Here is a 16,953-nt window from a genome sequence, read left to right on the forward strand (position 1 = left end):
CGGCACCGAGGGCAACCTCGGCGGCCAGGCGCAGGTGCGGGGCGTCTCCGGCGTCTGGAAGGACCTCACCGACAACGTCAACTTCATGGCGCTGAACCTGACCTCGCAGGTCCGCAACATCGCCCAGGTGACGACGGCGGTGGCCAACGGCGACCTGTCGAAGAAGATCACCGTGGACGCGCGAGGCGAGATCCTGGAGCTGAAGGACACCGTCAACACGATGGTGGAGCAGCTGCGGGCCTTCGCCGACGAGGTGACCAGGGTGGCCCGCGAGGTCGGCACGGACGGCCGGCTCGGCGGGCGGGCCCAGGTGCTGGGCGTCTCCGGCGTGTGGCGGGACCTGACCGACAACGTCAACTCCATGGCGGACAACCTCACTTCGCAGGTCCGCAACATCGCCCAGGTGGCCACGGCGGTCGCCCAGGGCGATCTGTCGCGGAAGATCGACGTGGACGCGCGCGGTGAGATCCTGGAGCTGAAGATCACCATCAACACGATGGTCGACACCCTGTCCTCCTTCGCCTCCGAGGTCACCCGGGTGGCCCGCGAGGTGGGCTCCGAGGGCCAACTCGGCGGCCAGGCGCGAGTGGAGGGCGTGTACGGCACCTGGAAGCGGCTGACGACCAACGTGAACGAGCTCGCGCTGAACCTCACCACCCAGGTCCGCGCGATCGCCGAGGTGGCCTCGGCGGTCGCCCAGGGCGACATGTCCCGCTCGATCTCCGTGGAGACGCGCGGCGAGGTGGCCGAGCTGAAGGACAACATCAACCTGATGGTGGCCAACCTGCGCGAGACGACCCGGGCGAAGGACTGGCTGGAGTCCAACCTGGCCCGGCTCGCCGCCCTGATGCAGGGGCACCGGGACCTGATGGAGGTCGCCGACCTGATCCTGCGGGAGCTGACGCCGCTGGTGAACGCGCAGTACGGGGCGTTCTACCTGGCCGATCCGGAGGGCGAGGCGGCCGTCAGGACGACCGTGCCGGCCAAGGGGCTGGCGTTCATCGCCGGTTACGGCTCGGCGGAGGGCGCGACCGTGGAGACGGGCGGGCTGCCGGTGCACGGCCTGGTGCACCAGGCGGCCCGGGAGAAGAAGCGGATCCTGGTCGAGGGAGCCCCGCCGCACTACATCAAGATCAACAGCGGGCTGGGCGAGGCCTCCCCGACCACGATCGTCATCATCCCGATCCTCTTCGAGGACACGCTCCTCGGGGTGATCGAGCTGGCCTCGTTCTCCCGGTTCTCCGATGTGCACCTGGCGTTCTTCGACCAGTTCGTGAACACCATCGGCGTCGCCATCAACACCATCATCGCCAACTCCCGCACGGAGTCGCTGCTCGGCGAGTCCCAGCGCCTGGCCATGCAGCTCCAGGAGCGCTCCGACGAACTCCAGAAGCAGCAGGCCGAGTTGCAGCGCTCCAACGCGGAACTGGAGGAGAAGGCGGCCCTGCTGGCGACCAGCTCCCAGTACAAGTCGGAGTTCCTGGCCAACATGTCGCACGAGCTGCGCACGCCCCTGAACTCCCTGCTGATCCTGGCCCGGCTGCTGTCGGACAACCCCGACGGCCGTCTCTCCGACCAGGAGGTGCAGTTCGCGACGACGATCCACCGCTCGGGCTCCGACCTCCTGCAACTGATCAACGACATCCTGGACCTGTCGAAGATCGAGGCCGGCCGGATGGACGTACGGCCCAAGCGGCTCCCGCTCATCAAGCTGCTGGACTACGTCCACGCCACCTTCCGCCCGCTCACCCTGGACCGGGGGCTCGCCTTCGAGGTGGCGGTCGGGGAGGACGTGCCGCGCGAGATGTACTCGGACGAGCAGCGGCTCCAGCAGATCCTGCGCAACCTGCTCTCCAACGCGATCAAGTTCACCGCGTCGGGCCGGGTGGAGCTGCGGGTGGACCGGGTCGCGGACCCCGACTACCGGTACGTGAAGAGCAGCGACGAGGTGATCGCCTTCACCGTCTCCGACACCGGCATCGGCATCGCGCCCGAGAAACTCCCGGTGATCTTCGAGGCGTTCCAGCAGGCCGACGGCACCACCAACCGCAAGTACGGCGGCACGGGCCTCGGGCTGTCCATCAGCCGGGAGATCGCGGGGCTGCTCGGCGGGCGGATCGTCGCCGAGAGCGAGCCCAGCCGGGGCTCCACGTTCACCCTGTACGTCCCGGTCGTCAGCCCCGGCCACACGGTCACGGAGGAACGCGGCGCGTCCGTCCTGGCCGCCGAGTCCTCCTCCGGGGCGCACGAGAGCGACGACTCCTGGCCGGCCCTCACCAAGCTGGAGGCCTGGCAGGCGGGGCGGGCGGGGCAGGTCCTGTCCGGACGGCGGGTGCTGATCGTGGACGACGACATCCGCAACGTCTTCGCGCTCACCCATGTGCTGGGCCGGGTCGGCATGCCCGTGCTGTACGCGGAGAACGGCCGCGAGGGCATCGAGACGCTGGAGCGCAACCCGGACGTCGAACTCGTCCTGATGGACATCATGATGCCGGAGATGGACGGCTACGAGACCATCGCCGCCATCCGCCGCACCCCGCGCTGGGCGGGCCTGCCCATCGTCGCCCTGACCGCCAAGGCGATGCCAGGCGACCGGGAGAAGTCCATCGCACGCGGAGCCAACGACTACGTCCCCAAGCCGGTGGACGTCGACCGCCTGCTGACGGTCGTGTGCGCCCTGCTGGACCCCCCGCCCCCGGACGGGGCCGGGAAATCCGAACCCCCCGGAAAGACCGACACGGGGGGCGACGGAACCACGGAGGAGGCCGGGCTCACGGAGTGAGGTGCGAGGGCGCGGGGTGAGCGGGGGCGGGGGGGCGCGGAGTGAGCGTGGGGCACGCGGGGCCGGGGCGCGGCACGCCGGGGCGCGGAACTGCGGCGCAGCACGCGGAGCCGGGACGCGGCACGCGGGGCCCGGGCGCGGGTGCGCGGGGTGGGGGCGCGGCACGCGGAGCCGGAGCACGGACGCGCGGAGCCGGGGCGCGGCACCCGGAGTTCGGGTGCGGGCACGCGGAGCCGGGGCGCGGCGCGCGGAGCCGGGGCGCGGCGCGCGGAGCCGGAGCACGGCACCCGGAGTAAGGGCGCGGCACCCGGAGCCGGGGCGCGGGTGCGCGGAGTCCGGGTGCGGCTGGGGGCGCGGCGCGCGGAGCTGGGGCGCGGAGTTGGGGTCCGCGCCCCTTGCCGGCTATGCCTCGCGCGTGCCCGCGTACATCTCGTCGATGAGGTGCTTGTACTCACGCTCCACGACCGGCCGCTTCAGCTTCAGGCTCGGCGTGATCTCCCCGTGCTCCACGTCGAGGTCCCGCGGCAGCAGCCGGAACTTCTTGATCGTCTGCCACTTCTGCAGCCCCTGGTTGAGCTGCTCGACGTACCCCTGGACCAGGGACACGGTCGCCGGCGCGGCGACGACCTCGGCGTACGACTTGCCGGCCAGCCCGTTCTCCTCGGCCCAGCCGAGGATGGACGGCTCGTCGAGGGCGATGAGCGCGGTGCAGAAGTTCCGGTCGGCCCCGTGCACGAGGATGTTCGACACGTACGGGCAGACCGCCTTGAACTGGCCCTCGACCTCGGCCGGCGCGATGTACTTGCCGCCCGACGTCTTGATCAGGTCCTTCTTGCGGTCGGTGATCCGCAGGTACCCGTCGGCCGACAGTTCGCCGATGTCGCCGGTGTGGAACCAGCCGTCCGCCTCCAGCACCTCGGCGGTCTTCTCGGGAAGGCCGTGGTAGCCCTCCATGATGCCGGGGCCGCGCAGCAGGATCTCGCCGTCCTCGGCGATCCGCACCTCGGTGCCGGGCAGCGGCTTGCCGACGGTGCCGGTGCGGTAGGCCTCGCCCGGGTTCACGAAGGAGGCCGCGGAGGACTCCGTGAGGCCGTACCCCTCCAGGATGTGGACCCCGGCGCCGGAGAAGAAGTAGCCGATCTCGGGCGACAGGGCCGCGCTGCCGGAGACGCAGGCGCGCAGGTTCCCGCCGAACGCCTCCCGGATCTTGGAGTAGACGAGCGCGTCGGCGACCTTGTGCTTCGCGCCGAGCCCGAACGGCACGGAGGCCGTTCCGGTGCGGCGGAAGTTGTCCTGGGCGACCTTGGCGTACTCGCGGGCGACCTCGGCGGCCCACTGGAAGATCTTGTACTTGGCGCCGCCGCCGGCCCGGGCCTTCGTGGCGATCCCGTTGTAGACCTTCTCGAAGATGCGCGGCACGGCCGCCATGTAGGTCGGCTGCACGACCGGCAGGTTCTCGATGATCTTGTCGACGCGGCCGTCCACGGCGGTGACGTGCCCGACCTCGATCTGCCCGGAGGTCAGCACCTTGCCGAACACGTGGGCGAGCGGCAGCCACAGGTACTGCACGTCCTCGGCGCTGACCAGCCCGGTCGCGGCGATCGCCTTGGCCATGTACGACCAGTTGTCGTGCGGCAGACGCACGCCCTTGGGGCGGCCGGTGGTGCCCGAGGTGTAGATGAGGGTGGCGAGCTGGTCCTTGGCGATCGCGCCGACCCGCTCCTTGATCAGCTCCGGCTCCTGCTGCAGCCGGGCGGCGCCGCGCTTCTCCAACTCGTCGAGCGTGAGGATCCAGCCGCCGGTGTCCACGCTCTCCAGGCCCGCCGCGTCGACGACGACCACATGGGTGAGCTCGGGCAGCTCGGAGCGCTTCTCCACCGCCTTGGCGAGCTGGGCCGCGTCCTCGGCGATCAGCACCCGGCTCGAGGAGTCGGAGAGGATGAACGCCGACTCCTCCGCGTTGGTCTGCGGGTAGATCGTCGTGGTCGCCGCGCCGGCGCACATGATGCCGAGGTCGGCGAGGATCCACTCGATCCGGGTGGAGGAGGCGAGCGCGACGCGCTGCTCCGGCTGAACGCCCAGCTCGATCAGCCCGGCCGCGATGGCGTACACCCGCTCGGCGGTCCGCGCCCAGCTCAGCGACTTCCAGTCGTCCGGGCCCTGGCCTGACACAGCCGGCACCGGATACCGGTAGGCCTCCGCGTCGGGCGTGGCGGACACGCGCTCCAGGAAGAGGCCCGCGACGGACGGCGGACGGTTCTCGATCAGGGTCTGTGTGTCGCTCACGACATCCTCCGGGGCCCGCGACGATGCGGCTGGCTCAGTGCGGCTGTTGTTTAACTCGCGAGTAACTATCGAGCAGGCTTCAGCGTAGAGGGCGACCGCCCGGCACGTAAGGGGTCACGTACTGTCACTTTTCACAGACCACAGGCACGGGGCCCGCCGCGCAACCGCACGACGGGCCCCTGGACAGCTTCGGTGGGCCGCTACTTCTTGCCCTTCGCCGACCCCGCGCTGTCATCACTGCTGAGCACGGCGATGAAGGCCTCCTGCGGAACCTCCACGGAACCCACCATCTTCATCCGCTTCTTGCCCTCCTTCTGCTTCTCCAGCAGCTTGCGCTTACGGGAGATGTCGCCGCCGTAGCACTTGGCGAGGACGTCCTTGCGGATGGCGCGGATGGTCTCGCGGGCGATGACCCGCGAGCCGATGGCGGCCTGCACCGGCACCTCGAAGGCCTGCCGCGGGATGAGCTCCTTGAGCTTGGCGACGAGCCGTACGCCATACGCGTACGCCTGGTCCTTGTGGGTGATCGCGGAGAACGCGTCCACCTTGTCGCCGTGCAGCAGGATGTCGACCTTGACGAGGGAGCTGGTCTGCTCGCCGGTGGGCTCGTAGTCCAGCGACGCGTATCCGCGCGTCTTCGACTTCAGCTGGTCGAAGAAGTCGAAGACGATCTCCGCGAGCGGGAGCGTGTAGCGGATCTCGACCCGGTCCTCGGAGAGGTAGTCCATGCCGAGCAGGGTGCCGCGCCGGGTCTGGCACAGCTCCATGATCGAGCCGATGAACTCGGTCGGCGCCAGAATGGTGGCGCGCACGACCGGCTCGTACACCTCGCTGATCTTGCCTTCCGGGAACTCGCTGGGGTTGGTGACGGTGTGCTCGGCGCCGTCCTCCATGACCACGCGGTAGACCACGTTGGGAGCGGTCGCGATGAGGTCGAGTCCGAACTCGCGCTCCAGCCGCTCCCGGATCACGTCCAGGTGGAGCAGGCCGAGGAAGCCGACGCGGAAGCCGAAGCCGAGCGCGGCGGAGGTCTCCGGCTCGTAGACGAGCGCGGCGTCGTTGAGCTGGAGCTTGTCCAGCGCCTCGCGCAGCTCGGGGTAGTCGGAGCCGTCCAGCGGATACAGGCCCGAGAACACCATGGGCTTGGGGTCCTTGTACCCGCCGAGCGCCTCCGTCGCCCCCTTGGCCTGGCTGGTGACGGTGTCGCCGACCTTGGACTGGCGGACGTCCTTCACACCCGTGATCAGATAGCCCACCTCGCCGACGCCGAGGCCGTCGGCCGCCAGCATCTCCGGCGAGTTGGTCCCGATCTCCAGCAGCTCGTGCGTGGCGCCCGTGGACATCATCCGGATCCGCTCGCGCTTGTTGAGCTGGCCGTCGATGACACGGACGTAGGTGACCACGCCCCGGTAGGAGTCGTAGACGGAGTCGAAGATCATGGCGCGGGCGGGCGCGTCCTTGACGCCGACCGGAGCCGGCACCTCGGCCACGACCTTGTCGAGCAGCAGGTCGACGCCGACGCCGGTCTTGGCGGAGACCTTGAGCACGTCCTCCGGGTCGCAGCCGATGAGGTTGGCGAGCTCCTCGGAGAACTTCTCCGGCTGGGCGGCCGGCAGGTCGATCTTGTTCAGCACGGGGATGATCTTGAGGTCGTTCTCCATCGCCAGGTACAGGTTGGCGAGGGTCTGGGCCTCGATGCCCTGGGCGGCGTCCACGAGGAGGACGGTCCCCTCGCAGGCGGCGAGCGATCGCGAGACCTCGTAGGTGAAGTCGACGTGCCCGGGGGTGTCGATCATGTTGAGGATGTGCGTGTTGTCCCTGTCGTGGCTCGGAGCCCACGGCAGACGCACCGCCTGCGACTTGATCGTGATACCGCGCTCGCGCTCGATGTCCATGCGGTCGAGGTACTGGGCACGCATCTGCCGCTGCTCGACCACACCGGTCAGCTGGAGCATCCGGTCGGCGAGCGTGGACTTGCCGTGGTCGATGTGCGCGATGATGCAGAAGTTGCGGATCAGCGCCGGGTCGGTACGGCTCGGCTCGGGCACATTGTTAGGGATCGCGGGCACGCAGGGTCCTGTCTCTTGAGGCGCCTTATGCCTCGGTCGGATCGATACGTAGGTTCCATGGTCCCACGCGTGGGGACCTGGGAGCGGTTTGGGCCGCCCTCAAGGCCACTGGTACTCTGGGCAGCTGTGTCTCATGCCCTCTCAGCGCGAGGCACGTCATCAAGAAATCACCTGGTGCGGGATCCGCGCGGCATCCGTGCGGGCCGGCGCCTGAACCTGTAAAGGCTCATTCGTGGCGAACATCAAGTCCCAGATCAAGCGGATCAAAACCAACGAGAAGGCGCGGCTGCGCAACAAGGCCGTCAAGTCCTCCCTCAAGACCGCGATCCGCAAGGCCCGCGAGGCCGCTGCCGCGGGTGACGTCGAGAAGGCCACCGAGTACCAGCGCGCTGCCGCGCGTCAGCTCGACAAGGCCGTCTCCAAGGGCGTCATCCACAAGAACCAGGCCGCCAACAAGAAGTCGGCGCTCGCTTCCAAGGTCGCGACCCTCAAGGGCTGAACCCTTCTGATCTGACCGCCGGAAGGACCCAGAGCGGGCCCTCTCTCATCCGCTCCCGTCCGGCCCTCCGGAACCGCGCGCGGCCTGCGTTCGCCACGCGGGCGCGGTTCCACACAGCGTGACCCGAAGCCCCCGCGCCCGCCCTTCCCCAGGACGGCGTACGGGGGCTTCCGGCTGTGGCGGGCACGGCGTACCGCACGCTTTCCGGCTGCGGCAAGCCGGTCGGTCACTCGCCTCGCCGGTTCTCCCGCTCCAGTTCGCGGACGTGCTTCTTGAGCACGGAGTTCTCCGTCGTGATCCGCACGATGTCGTCCTCGGTCCACTCCGTCTGCAGGTCGCGGATCCGGCCGAGGAGTTCGGCGAAAATCACGCTTGGACGAGCCCGGCGAGCACGTTCTTCTCCACCCGAGCCGCAGCGTGACCGGCTGCCCGGCCGTGCGGTCCACCCGGCACTGCGTGGCCAGCGCCTGCATCCCTTCTTTCGGGCTCTCCCACGACGTCGGCTGCAAGACCCCCACGGCCCGCGCGATCACCGGCGGCCACTTGATCTGCGCCATGCCCAAGGCGGTGCCGAAGCCCTGTCCGGGCGAGGTGTACGAGTGACCGGCCGCCGCCTCGGCGTGCCGGGGCGGCGGCGCGGGAGACGCGCGGTCCGCTCAGGAGCAGGGGACCGCGATCTGGTAGGTGCGCTCCCCTGAGTCGATGGAGGGGCTGTCCGTCCAGTACGCCCCGTTCTGGACGAATCGCATACTGACGGTGTACTCGCCGCATTCCGACAAAGTGCCGACGTTGATCATGTCGTCCTTCGAGCCGGTGCGGGACGTCTGGCCGACCAGGTACGTGTCGTACGACAGCACCTTGCCCTTGGAGTTGCTCACCGTTCCCGTCGCGCGCCAGTTGGCGGGGTAGTTGCTGCTGGCGTTGTACCAGGCCGTGCCCCAGTAGTAGGTGTTCCTGTCGGTCTCGCCCCTGACGTGGGCCTTCTGCGAGGCGTCGACGACGAGGCACACACGGGCATCGGCGTAGGTCCACTTCTCCGCGCCGTAGTGGCCCTCCCACGGCGTGCAGTAGGTGCCCGCGACCGGCGGTTCCGCGGCAGCCGTCGCCGATGCAGGGGCTCCTTGGAGCAGGAAGGTTGTGATCGCGGCCATGGCCACACCTGTCGCACGCCGGGCAAGCGCCCGCGTCCGGAGATTCGACAAGGGAGGTCCTCTCGGGTTGAGCAGTGTTCTTGTGCATACCGCCCAACGATCTTCGAAGGCCCGGAGCCACGCCTCTTTCGGGTGGTGGCCGGGAACTTGGCCGACGGCACGTTCTTCGGACATCGGCTGAGGACATCCGGCCGTACGACCGTGGCGCCAAAGGGGCGACGTCGTGCCCGGACCAGCTCCCAAGGCCAAGATCGACGACTCGTCGACACCGGCTGCTCCGTTGGCCCCCACGGCCGATTCCGGCCCAAGAGACGCGCTCAGCGACCCCGAGACCGCGCCGCGAGGGCGATCGTCACCACGGCCTTCTCCAGCGCGTACTCCGGGTCGTCCCCGCCGCCCTTCACCCCGGCGTCCGCCTCGGCGACGGCCCGCAGCGCGACGGCGACCCCGTCCGGCGTCCAGCCCCGCATCTGCTGCCGCACCCGGTCGATCTTCCACGGCGGCATGCCCAACTCCCGCGCCAGATCGGCCGGACGGCCCCCGCGCGCCGAGGACAGCTTGCCGATCGCCCGCACGCCCTGCGCGAGCGCGCTGGTGATCATCACGGGAGCGACGCCGGTCGCCAGCGACCACCGCAGTGCCTCCAGCGCCTCCGCCGCCCGCCCTTCGACGGCCCGGTCCGCGACGGTGAAGCTCGACGCCTCCGCCCGCCCGGTGTAGTACCGCCCGACGACGGCCTCGTCGACGGTGCCCTCCACATCGGCGACGAGCTGGGACACCGCGGACGCCAACTCCCGCAGATCGCTGCCGATCGCGTCCACGAGCGCCTGGCACGCCTCGGGCGTGGCCGAGCGCCCGGTCGCCCGGAACTCCTGCCGCACGAAGGCCAGCCGGTCCGCCGGCTTGGTCATCTTCGGGCAGGCCACCTCCCGCGCCCCCGCCTTGCGCGCGGCGTCCAGCAGCCCCTTGCCCTTGGCCCCGCCCGCGTGCAGCAGCACGAGTGTGATCTCCTCGGCCGGGGCCTGGAGATACGCCTTGACGTCCTTCACCGTGTCCGCCGACAGGTCCTGGGCGTTGCGTACGACCACGACCTTGCGCTCCGCGAAGAGCGAGGGACTGGTCAGCTCGGCCAGCGTGCCGGGCTGCACCTGGTCGGGGGTGAGGTCGCGCACATCGGTGTCGGCGTCGGCGGCCCGGGCGGCGGCCACCACCTCCTGCACGGCGCGGTCGAGCAGCAGGTCCTCCTGCCCCACGGCGAGCGTCACCGGGGCGAGAAGGTCGTCGTTCGCGGTCTTCCTGGCCATCCCCCACAGCATCCCACGGCCCACTGACAACCGGGCCCGGCCCGAGGCCCCCTGAGCTCGGCCACGAGGCCAGGAAGCGTCACGGCTCCTCGCGCCACCCCTCCCACTCCCCCGCGAACGCGTCCAGCCCGGCCGCGTCGAGCCGCTCCTCCTCGTCACGCAGCACCACCAGCCACTGCGCGTCCTCCGCGTCGTCCTCACCGGCCAGGGCGTCGCGGACGACCTGCGGCTCCTCACGCACCCCGAACCGCTCCCGCAGCGCCTCGACCACCTCCTCCGCGGCGTCACGGTCGGGCAGCACCAGCACATGTCTCACATCACTCACGCCCCCATCCTGCCCGCACCCGCGGCACCCGCTCCAACCGGATCCCGAACCGCTCCCGGTACACCGCCAGCACCTCCTCGTCCCGCGTCAACTCCCGCTCCTCCGAAGCCCCGTCAACCGTCGTCGTCTTCAACCGGCGCCCGCTCAGCGTGACCCTCCCGCCGTCCTCCGTGACCCGCGAGCAGACGAGCGACCGGGTGAAGTGCGAATCGGGGGACGTCCGGTGCCACCACGCGCCGGCCGCGAAGTCGCCCAACGCCCGCGGCCGCACCTCCAGCCGGTACTGGCGCGAGCCGTCGCGGACGACGTCCAGGTCATCGGCCGAGCGGCCCGCCCCGCCCTTCACCCCGGCCGCGTCCGCCCTGGCCTCCACGACCCTGAACACGCCCCCGGGATCCTCCTGTTCACCCCGGTGCTCCCAGCGCAGCGGAAAGTGGCTGTGCGCCCCGAAGCCCACGTCGGCCAGCCACTCCCCCGCGTCCACCGTCCGCACCCGCAGCGCCAGATGGTCGTACGGGATCCCGGGCCGCCCCTCCTCCCCGTACACCCGCCCGGCCAGCAGCGTCACATCGAAGCCGAGCCCCGCGAGCAGCGCCCCGAACGCGCCGTTCAGCTCGTAACAGAACCCTCCCCTGCGGCCCTCCACCACCTTCTCCACCAGCCATCTCTCCTCCAGGACGATCTCCTCCCCCAGATGGACCGACAGGTTCTCGAAGGGCACGGTCTGCAGATGCCGCACATGCAGCTCCCGCAGCACGTCGGCGGTGGGCCACGCCGGGTACGCGACGCCGAGGCGGCGCAGATAGGCGTCCAGCAGAGGGGAGTCGAGCGGCGCGGAGGCGACCTGTGCGGAGTCCATGGCCCTCAGTCTGCCGCCACCCTCAGCCCGGCGCCGGTACCCGCGACCGCGAGGGCACCGTCCCGGTCCGTGCGCAGCACGACCGCGCCCGACGCCCGCAGCGCCGCGACCGTGCCGGGAGCCGGGTGACCGTACCGGTTGTCGGCCCCGCAGCTGATCAGCGCGATCCTCGGCGCCGCAGTGCGTATCAGATCGGGGTCCTGGTAGGCCGACCCGTGGTGGGCCACCTTGAGCACGTCCACCCCGCCGGCCAGTGTCGCGCCCGCCGGCGAGCGCAGCAGCGCCCGCTGGGCCGGGGGTTCGAGGTCCCCGAGGAGCAGCATCCGCAGCCCCGCCGTGCGCACCAGCAGGGTGACGCTCGCGTCGTTCGGCCCGTCCGGCTCCGCGGCGGCGGCCGTGGCCGGCGGGGGCCACAGCACCTCCCAGTCGAGCGCGCCGACCCGCCTGCGCTCCCCCGCCGCCGCCCGCACCACGGGAACTCCCCGCTCCCGCGCCTCCCTCCGCACGAACTCCGCCTGATCGGCGGGCTCCTCGAACCCCGTCGTCCCGATCGCCCCCACGGCCCGGCCCCTTAACACCCCCGGCAGCCCCGCCACATGGTCGGCGTGGAAGTGGGTCAGCACCACGAGCGGCACCCGGGTGACGCCCAAGGTGCGCAGACACCGGTCGACCAGGACCGGATCGGGCCCGGCGTCCACCACCACCCCGGTGCCCGCGCCCGCCGCGAGCACCGTCGCGTCGCCCTGCCCCACATCGCACATCGCGAGCCGCCAGCCCGGAGGCGGCCAGCCCGTGAGCACCCGGGTCAGCGGCGGCGGCTGCACGACCACGAGCAACAGCAACGCTCCGCAGATCCCGCACAGCCACGGACGCCTCGTCAGCCGCCGCCCGAGCGGCACCAGCGCGACCGTGACGACGGCGAGCAGCAGCGCCCCGGCCCAGCCGCCCGGCCAGTCCAGCCCCGCGCCGGGCAGCGCCGCCCCGGTCCGCGCGACGGACGCGATCCACCCGGCCGGCCAGCCCGCGCACCACGCGAGCGCCTCGGCCACCGGCATCGCCAGCGGAGCGGTCGCCAGCGCCGCGAATCCCAGCACCGTCGCCGGGGCCACCGCGAACTCCACCAGCAGGTTGCACGGCACCGCCACCAGGCTCACCCGCGCCGACAGCACGGACACCACCGGCGCGCACACCGCCTGCGCGGCCCCCGCCGCCGCCAACGCCTCCGCCAGCCGCGGCGGCACCCCGCGCCGGCGCAGTGCCGCGCTCCAACGCGGAGCCAGCGTCAACAACGCCCCCGTCGCCAGCACCGACAGCAGGAAACCATGACTGAGCGCCAGCCACGGGTCGTACAGCACCAGCAGCAGGACCGCCGTCGCCAGCGCCGGGATCAGCGACCGCCGGCGACCCGTCGCCAGCGCGAGCAGGACGACGGCGCCGCAGGCCGCCGCCCGCAGCACGCTCGGGTCGGGCCGGCACACCACGACGAACCCGAGGGTCAGCGCCCCGCCCAGCAGGGCCGTCGCCCGCAGGGGGATGCCGAGCCTCGGCGCCAGCCCGCGACGCTCCACGTGCTGAGCCAGACCGGGCGGCCCGAGGAGCAGGGCCAGCATGATCGTGAGATTGCTGCCCGACACGGCGAGCGTGTGAGCGAGGTCCGTCTCCTTGAAGGCCTCGTCCAGTTCGGGCGTGATCCGCGAGGTGTCCCCCACGACCAGCCCCGGCAGCAGCGCCCGCGCGTCCGCGGGGAGCGCGTCGGTGGCCTCCCGCAGCCCCGCCCGCAGCCGTCCCGCCGCACGCTGCGCCGCCGACGGCCCCCGCACCACCACGGGCCCCGCCCGGTCCCGCACCCGCAGCACCGCCGCCGTCCGGTCCCCGCCGCTCGACGCCGGCGCCAGCCGGCCAGTCACCCGCACCCGGGACGAGGGCAGCAACCCGAGCCACTCCGCCCTCGCCGCCCGCCCCCGGGCTCCCGATTCCCCGGCACCCGCGACATCGACCACCAGCAGCACCGGAGTGCGCACCACCACCGCCCCGACCCGCCCACCCCACGCTCCGGCCTCCGGCGGCACCTTGGTCCGGGCCCGCCCCGTACTCGACTCGACCTTGCGGACCTCCGCGTCGATCAGCACCGCGTCCGGGGCGCGGCGGTCTCCCGTGAAGCGGGGGCGGGCGAGCCGGGGGTCCGAGGTGAGCTCCGCCTCGGCGGTGACCGTGGCGTACTCACCGGCCAGGGCGGGCACCGGCCCGCGTCGCAGGTCGGCCCCGTGCAGTCCGGCGGCCGCGGCGGCCGCGGCCACACAGAGCAGCACCGCGGCGACGGTCGCCCGCGACCGGCCGGCGCTCGCGTCCGAGGCGGACCGCCCCCGCCGTCCCCGCCGTCCCACGCCGAGGAGGACCCCGGCCGCGGTCAGGCAGGCGAGCACGACGGCGGTCACCAGCCCCGGCGACGCGTCCAGTGACACCGCCGCCGTCGCCCAGGCCGCGAGCGCCGGCGGCACGAGCCGCAGATCCAACGGGCCTTCCTGCCGCGGATGCGCGTCTCCCAGCCGCCTCCCCGAGGCCGCGTGCACGGCCCGGCGCGGCCGTGCACCGGGCTGGGCGTCGGCTGCAGTCCCCTGAGGCGCGAGGTCGTCGTGGGTCATGGCCGTACGAGATCCCGTAGGTCGGCGAAGCGCCGCTGACCGATGCCGTTGACCTCGCGCAGCTCGTCCACGGAGCGGAAACCGCCTTGCTGCGCGCGGTAGTCGACGATGTGCCGTGCCAGGACCGGCCCCACCCCGGGCAAGGCGTCGAGCTGCTCCACGGTGGCCGTGTTCAGCGAGACCGGAACCCCCGCCCCGGCACCCGGCCCCGCCGCCCCGCCCGCCGCCGGGCCGCTCGCGGCGCCACCGCCGACCGCGCCACCGCCGCCCATCACCGCGCCGCCGACGACGACCTGTTCCCCGTCGACCAGGAACCGCGCCCGGTTCAGGCCGTCGGTGTTCGTGCCCGGCCGTACCCCGCCGGCCGCGTTCAGCGCGTCGACGACCCGTGAGCCCGCCGGCAGTCGATGGATCCCGGGCTCGCGCACCTTCCCGCTGACGTCCACCACGATCTCGGCCGTGCCCGCGGCACCCGTCCTGCCTCGCGCCCCCACCACGCCCGCCGCACCGCCCGCAGCGCCGGCCGCCGCACCGCTCGCTCCGGCCGGGGCCTCCCTCCCGCTGCCCGGCCCACTCCGTTCGCCTTCCTCGTACGAGGCCGCCCGCACCACCTCCGGCGCCCGCACGGTCTGCGCCCCGCCGGACCAGAAGTGCTGCACGGCGAAGGCCGCGACGGCGACGACGACCACGGAGAGCGCGATCACGCTCCTCGCCTCCAGCCCGCAGTGCGCCTGCACCCACACCGGAATCCGCTCCCGCAGGGCGAGTCCCGCCCGCGTCCGCCAGTCCGCCCCGTCCACGGCTGCGGTTGTGGTTGTGGTTGCGGTTGCGGCGGCCCGCGTCTCTTCGTCCTCAGGACGCAGCGGACGCAACCGCCCCGCGAACCCGTCGACGACCACCTCATCCGGCTCGTCCGCCGCCACGAGCACACCGCCGGACGGCTGTGCCGGCTCCCCCGACGCGCCCCCGGCCGCACGCCCACCGCCCACCGCGCCGTCGTGCCCCGGCGGCCCGCTCCCCGACTCGCCGCGCCCGCCCCGATCAGCGGGCTCTCCTCCCGGTCCGCCGAACAACAGCTCCGCCCGTCGGCGCAGTTCCTCCGCCGGGGCAGGACGGCCGCCCACCCGGCCGCGAGCGGGGGTGCGCCGGTGTCGCAAGCGCCCGTCGGAGCCGGGCCGCCGGCCGGGCCCACTGGTCGGGTTGGTCGCATGTGAACGTGATCGAAGTGCCATGCGACGAGGATCGGACACTTCGCCACATCGCGATGATCTTGCTCAATTACCGTGGACAGCGCCCCGGTTGTGGACAACTTCGTCACCCACACGAGTGGGTCTCATCGGAAAGATCGGGAAGATCGCGAGAGAAGACCGAAGGGCCGCCGATTCCCCCGTCGCGCCCGTGACGCTGAGGTCACCGGTGCGAGACCACGGCTCCCAGCAGCCCCGGTCCGGTGTGCGCACCGATCACCGCGCCCACCTCGCTCACATGCAGCTCCGCGAGGGCGGGCACACGGGCCCGCAACCGTTCCGCGAGCGCCGATGCCCGCTCCGGGGCGGAGAGATGGTGCACGGCGATGTCGACCGGGGCGCCGCCCGCCCGCTCGGCCACCAGCTCCTCCAGGCGGGCGATCGCCCTCGACGCCGTCCGCACCTTCTCCAGGGGTTCGATCCGCCCTCCGTCGAGCTGGAGCAGCGGCTTCACCGCGAGCGCGGAGCCCAGCAGCGCCTGGGCGGCGCCGATCCGGCCGCCGCGGCGCAGATAGTCGAGGGTGTCGACGTAGAAGTAGGCGGAGGTGGCGGCGGCCCGCTTCTCTGCGGCGGTGACCGCCTCGTCGACGCTGCCGCCGGCCCCGGCCGTCTCGGCGGCCGTGAGCGCGCAGAAGCCGAGCGCCATCGCGATCATCCCGGTGTCCACCACCCGCACCGGCACCGGCGCCTCCCGCGCCGCGACCACGGCCGCGTCGTACGTGCCGGACAGCTCGGCGGAGAGATGGAGGGAGACGATGCCGGTGGCGCCGGCCTCGGCGGCCTTGCGGTAGGTCTCGGCGAAGAGCTCGGGGCTGGGGCGCGAGGTGGTGACGGGGCGTCGTTTCTGCAGCGCCACGGCGAGGGAGCGGGTGGAGATCTCGGTGCCCTCTTCGAGGGCCTGGCCGCCGACGACGACGGTCAGGGGCACCGCGGTGATGCCGTGGCGCTCCATCGTCCGCTGCGGCAGGTAGGCCGTTGAATCGGTGACGATCGCGACATGGCGGGACATGAGCTGGAGGTTACCTCGCTTGACATGCTCCTCGCCTTAGAGGGCGAGGATTCGGGCCTTCTCAACTGGTTGCCGACGGTGACGGAGGTGGGGGCGGCCGGCAGGGCGCGGGACCATTTCACCTTCGACGCGCCGATCTCCGGCTGGTGCAGGCGGCCGCTGCCGGTGATGTTCCAGCGGGCGTTGGCGGTGAATCGGACCGACTGCCGGGCGTCCTTGCGGGACTTCACCCGCGGTGGCCCCACCTTCGGTCCCTTGCGGATGCCCTTGATGGAGGCGAGGAAGTTACGGTACGCGCTCTCGGCGTCCCGCAGGGACTGCTGGAGCACCACCGCGGAGACCTCGCCCAGCCACACCCGCCCGGCGGTCCGCTTCGCTTCGGTGCTCAGCTTCCGGGACAGCTCACCGGCCGTCGGGAACGGCTGCCCGGCCCGACGGGCGTCCTCACGGGCGCGGACCGCGTCGTTGCACACGACCCGGGCGCACCCGAACGCCTTCGCCAACGCCGTCTGCCGGCCGACATCCGGGTACAGGCGGAAGCTGTACCTGAGCTGCATGACGATCACTCCAAGAAGATCGAACGCCCGCTGTCTCCGGGAACATGTGCGCGAGATGTCAACGCCGTCGTGCACTGCCCGGCTCCGACGGAACAACACCGCGACGCTCCCCGTCGCCACCACGGGATCCGCTTCACCCCCGGCCTGGAGGCCGGAGCACTGAGCATGAATCCCAGCCCACGGACGTCAGCCCGGCCCCGTCCGGCCGGGCCTCGCTCAGCGG

At 72.1% G+C, this 16,953-nt stretch carries 13 protein-coding genes and 1 pseudogene; 3 read left to right on the plus strand and 11 right to left on the minus strand.

Translation table 11 applies throughout. From position 1 onward, the window contains the following. The coding region (locus tag ACIOC0_RS12285; RefSeq protein WP_402154967.1) for an ATP-binding protein at window positions 1-2,782 on the plus strand (2,782 nt) is incomplete at its 5' end. 402 nt (window positions 2,783-3,184) lie between these two features. Here ACIOC0_RS12285 and ACIOC0_RS12290 read toward each other — a convergent pair. Continuing rightward, window positions 3,185-5,068 (minus strand): AMP-dependent synthetase/ligase, encoded by a 1,884-nt coding sequence (locus ACIOC0_RS12290; RefSeq protein ID WP_402154969.1) that lies wholly within the window; start codon window positions 5,066-5,068, stop codon window positions 3,185-3,187. Window positions 5,069-5,268: 200 nt separating this feature from the next. After that, window positions 5,269-7,137 (minus strand): translation elongation factor 4, encoded by a 1,869-nt coding sequence (gene lepA, locus ACIOC0_RS12295; RefSeq protein WP_402154970.1) that lies wholly within the window; start codon window positions 7,135-7,137, stop codon window positions 5,269-5,271. Window positions 7,138-7,369: 232 nt separating this feature from the next. On the opposite strand from lepA, the gene rpsT reads away from it, so the two are divergent. Then, window positions 7,370-7,636: a 30S ribosomal protein S20 gene (gene rpsT, locus ACIOC0_RS12300; protein ID WP_053750780.1), complete on the plus strand. Its 267-nt coding sequence runs from the start codon at window positions 7,370-7,372 to the stop codon at window positions 7,634-7,636. Window positions 7,637-7,862: 226 nt separating this feature from the next. Here the strand turns inward: rpsT and ACIOC0_RS12305 are convergent, their stop codons facing one another. Then, window positions 7,863-8,006 carry a hypothetical protein gene (locus ACIOC0_RS12305; RefSeq protein WP_402154972.1) on the minus strand — a complete coding sequence of 48 codons (144 nt, stop codon included), beginning with the start codon at window positions 8,004-8,006 and terminating at the stop codon, window positions 7,863-7,865. A gap of 2 nt (window positions 8,007-8,008) precedes the next feature. On the opposite strand from ACIOC0_RS12305, the gene ACIOC0_RS12310 reads away from it, so the two are divergent. After that, window positions 8,009-8,239: a hypothetical protein gene (locus ACIOC0_RS12310; RefSeq protein WP_402154973.1), complete on the plus strand. Its 231-nt coding sequence runs from the start codon at window positions 8,009-8,011 to the stop codon at window positions 8,237-8,239. 53 nt (window positions 8,240-8,292) lie between these two features. Here ACIOC0_RS12310 and ACIOC0_RS12315 read toward each other — a convergent pair whose 3' ends face one another. The 8 genes and pseudogenes from ACIOC0_RS12315 to ACIOC0_RS12350 all read right to left on the minus strand — a co-directional run. Next, a complete protein-coding gene (locus ACIOC0_RS12315; protein ID WP_402154974.1) occupies window positions 8,293-8,787 on the minus strand; it encodes a hypothetical protein in 495 nt (164 codons plus the stop codon). Between the two features lie 317 nt (window positions 8,788-9,104). Continuing rightward, window positions 9,105-10,091, minus strand: a complete 987-nt coding sequence (gene holA, locus ACIOC0_RS12320; protein WP_402154975.1) for a DNA polymerase III subunit delta — start codon at window positions 10,089-10,091, stop codon at window positions 9,105-9,107. A 79-nt stretch (window positions 10,092-10,170) separates the two neighbouring features. Further along, complete coding sequence (locus ACIOC0_RS12325; protein ID WP_130436817.1) at window positions 10,171-10,416, minus strand: hypothetical protein; 246 nt, start codon at window positions 10,414-10,416, stop codon at window positions 10,171-10,173. Then, a complete protein-coding gene (locus ACIOC0_RS12330) occupies window positions 10,409-11,275 on the minus strand; it encodes an arylamine N-acetyltransferase (RefSeq protein ID WP_402154976.1) in 867 nt (288 codons plus the stop codon). The genes ACIOC0_RS12325 and ACIOC0_RS12330 overlap by 8 nt, the downstream gene beginning before the upstream one ends. 5 nt (window positions 11,276-11,280) lie before the next feature. After that, window positions 11,281-13,917: a ComEC/Rec2 family competence protein gene (locus ACIOC0_RS12335; RefSeq protein ID WP_402154977.1), complete on the minus strand. Its 2,637-nt coding sequence runs from the start codon at window positions 13,915-13,917 to the stop codon at window positions 11,281-11,283. After that, on the minus strand, window positions 13,914-15,149 hold the full coding sequence (locus tag ACIOC0_RS12340) for a helix-hairpin-helix domain-containing protein (protein ID WP_402154978.1): 1,236 nt from the start codon (window positions 15,147-15,149) through the stop codon (window positions 13,914-13,916). Before ACIOC0_RS12340 ends, ACIOC0_RS12335 begins: the two co-directional genes overlap by 4 nt. Window positions 15,150-15,327: 178 nt before the next feature. Continuing rightward, the gene (locus ACIOC0_RS12345; protein ID WP_402154979.1) at window positions 15,328-16,173 is read right to left on the minus strand and encodes a DegV family protein; all 846 of its coding nucleotides are present in this window, start codon (window positions 16,171-16,173) and stop codon (window positions 15,328-15,330) included. Window positions 16,174-16,247: 74 nt separating this feature from the next. After that, window positions 16,248-16,730 (minus strand): annotated as a pseudogene (locus ACIOC0_RS12350) (helix-turn-helix domain-containing protein); the annotation flags it as partial. Window positions 16,731-16,953 lie beyond the last annotated feature (223 nt).

The organism is Streptomyces sp. NPDC088254, assembly GCF_044740925.1.
Taxonomy (GTDB): domain Bacteria; phylum Actinomycetota; class Actinomycetes; order Streptomycetales; family Streptomycetaceae; genus Streptomyces.

Bases quoted from the DNA above. Each gene is read 5' to 3' on its own strand.
- ACIOC0_RS12315 (WP_402154974.1), bottom strand. From the start codon at position 8,787: ATGGCCGCGATCACAACCTTCCTGCTCCAAGGAGCCCCTGCATCGGCG.
- holA (WP_402154975.1), bottom strand. From the start codon at position 10,091: ATGGCCAGGAAGACCGCGAACGACGACCTTCTCGCCCCGGTGACGCTC.
- ACIOC0_RS12330 (WP_402154976.1), bottom strand. From the start codon at position 11,275: ATGGACTCCGCACAGGTCGCCTCCGCGCCGCTCGACTCCCCTCTGCTG.
- ACIOC0_RS12335 (WP_402154977.1), bottom strand. From the start codon at position 13,917: ATGACCCACGACGACCTCGCGCCTCAGGGGACTGCAGCCGACGCCCAG.
- ACIOC0_RS12340 (WP_402154978.1), bottom strand. From the start codon at position 15,149: ATGGCACTTCGATCACGTTCACATGCGACCAACCCGACCAGTGGGCCC.
- ACIOC0_RS12345 (WP_402154979.1), bottom strand. From the start codon at position 16,173: ATGTCCCGCCATGTCGCGATCGTCACCGATTCAACGGCCTACCTGCCG.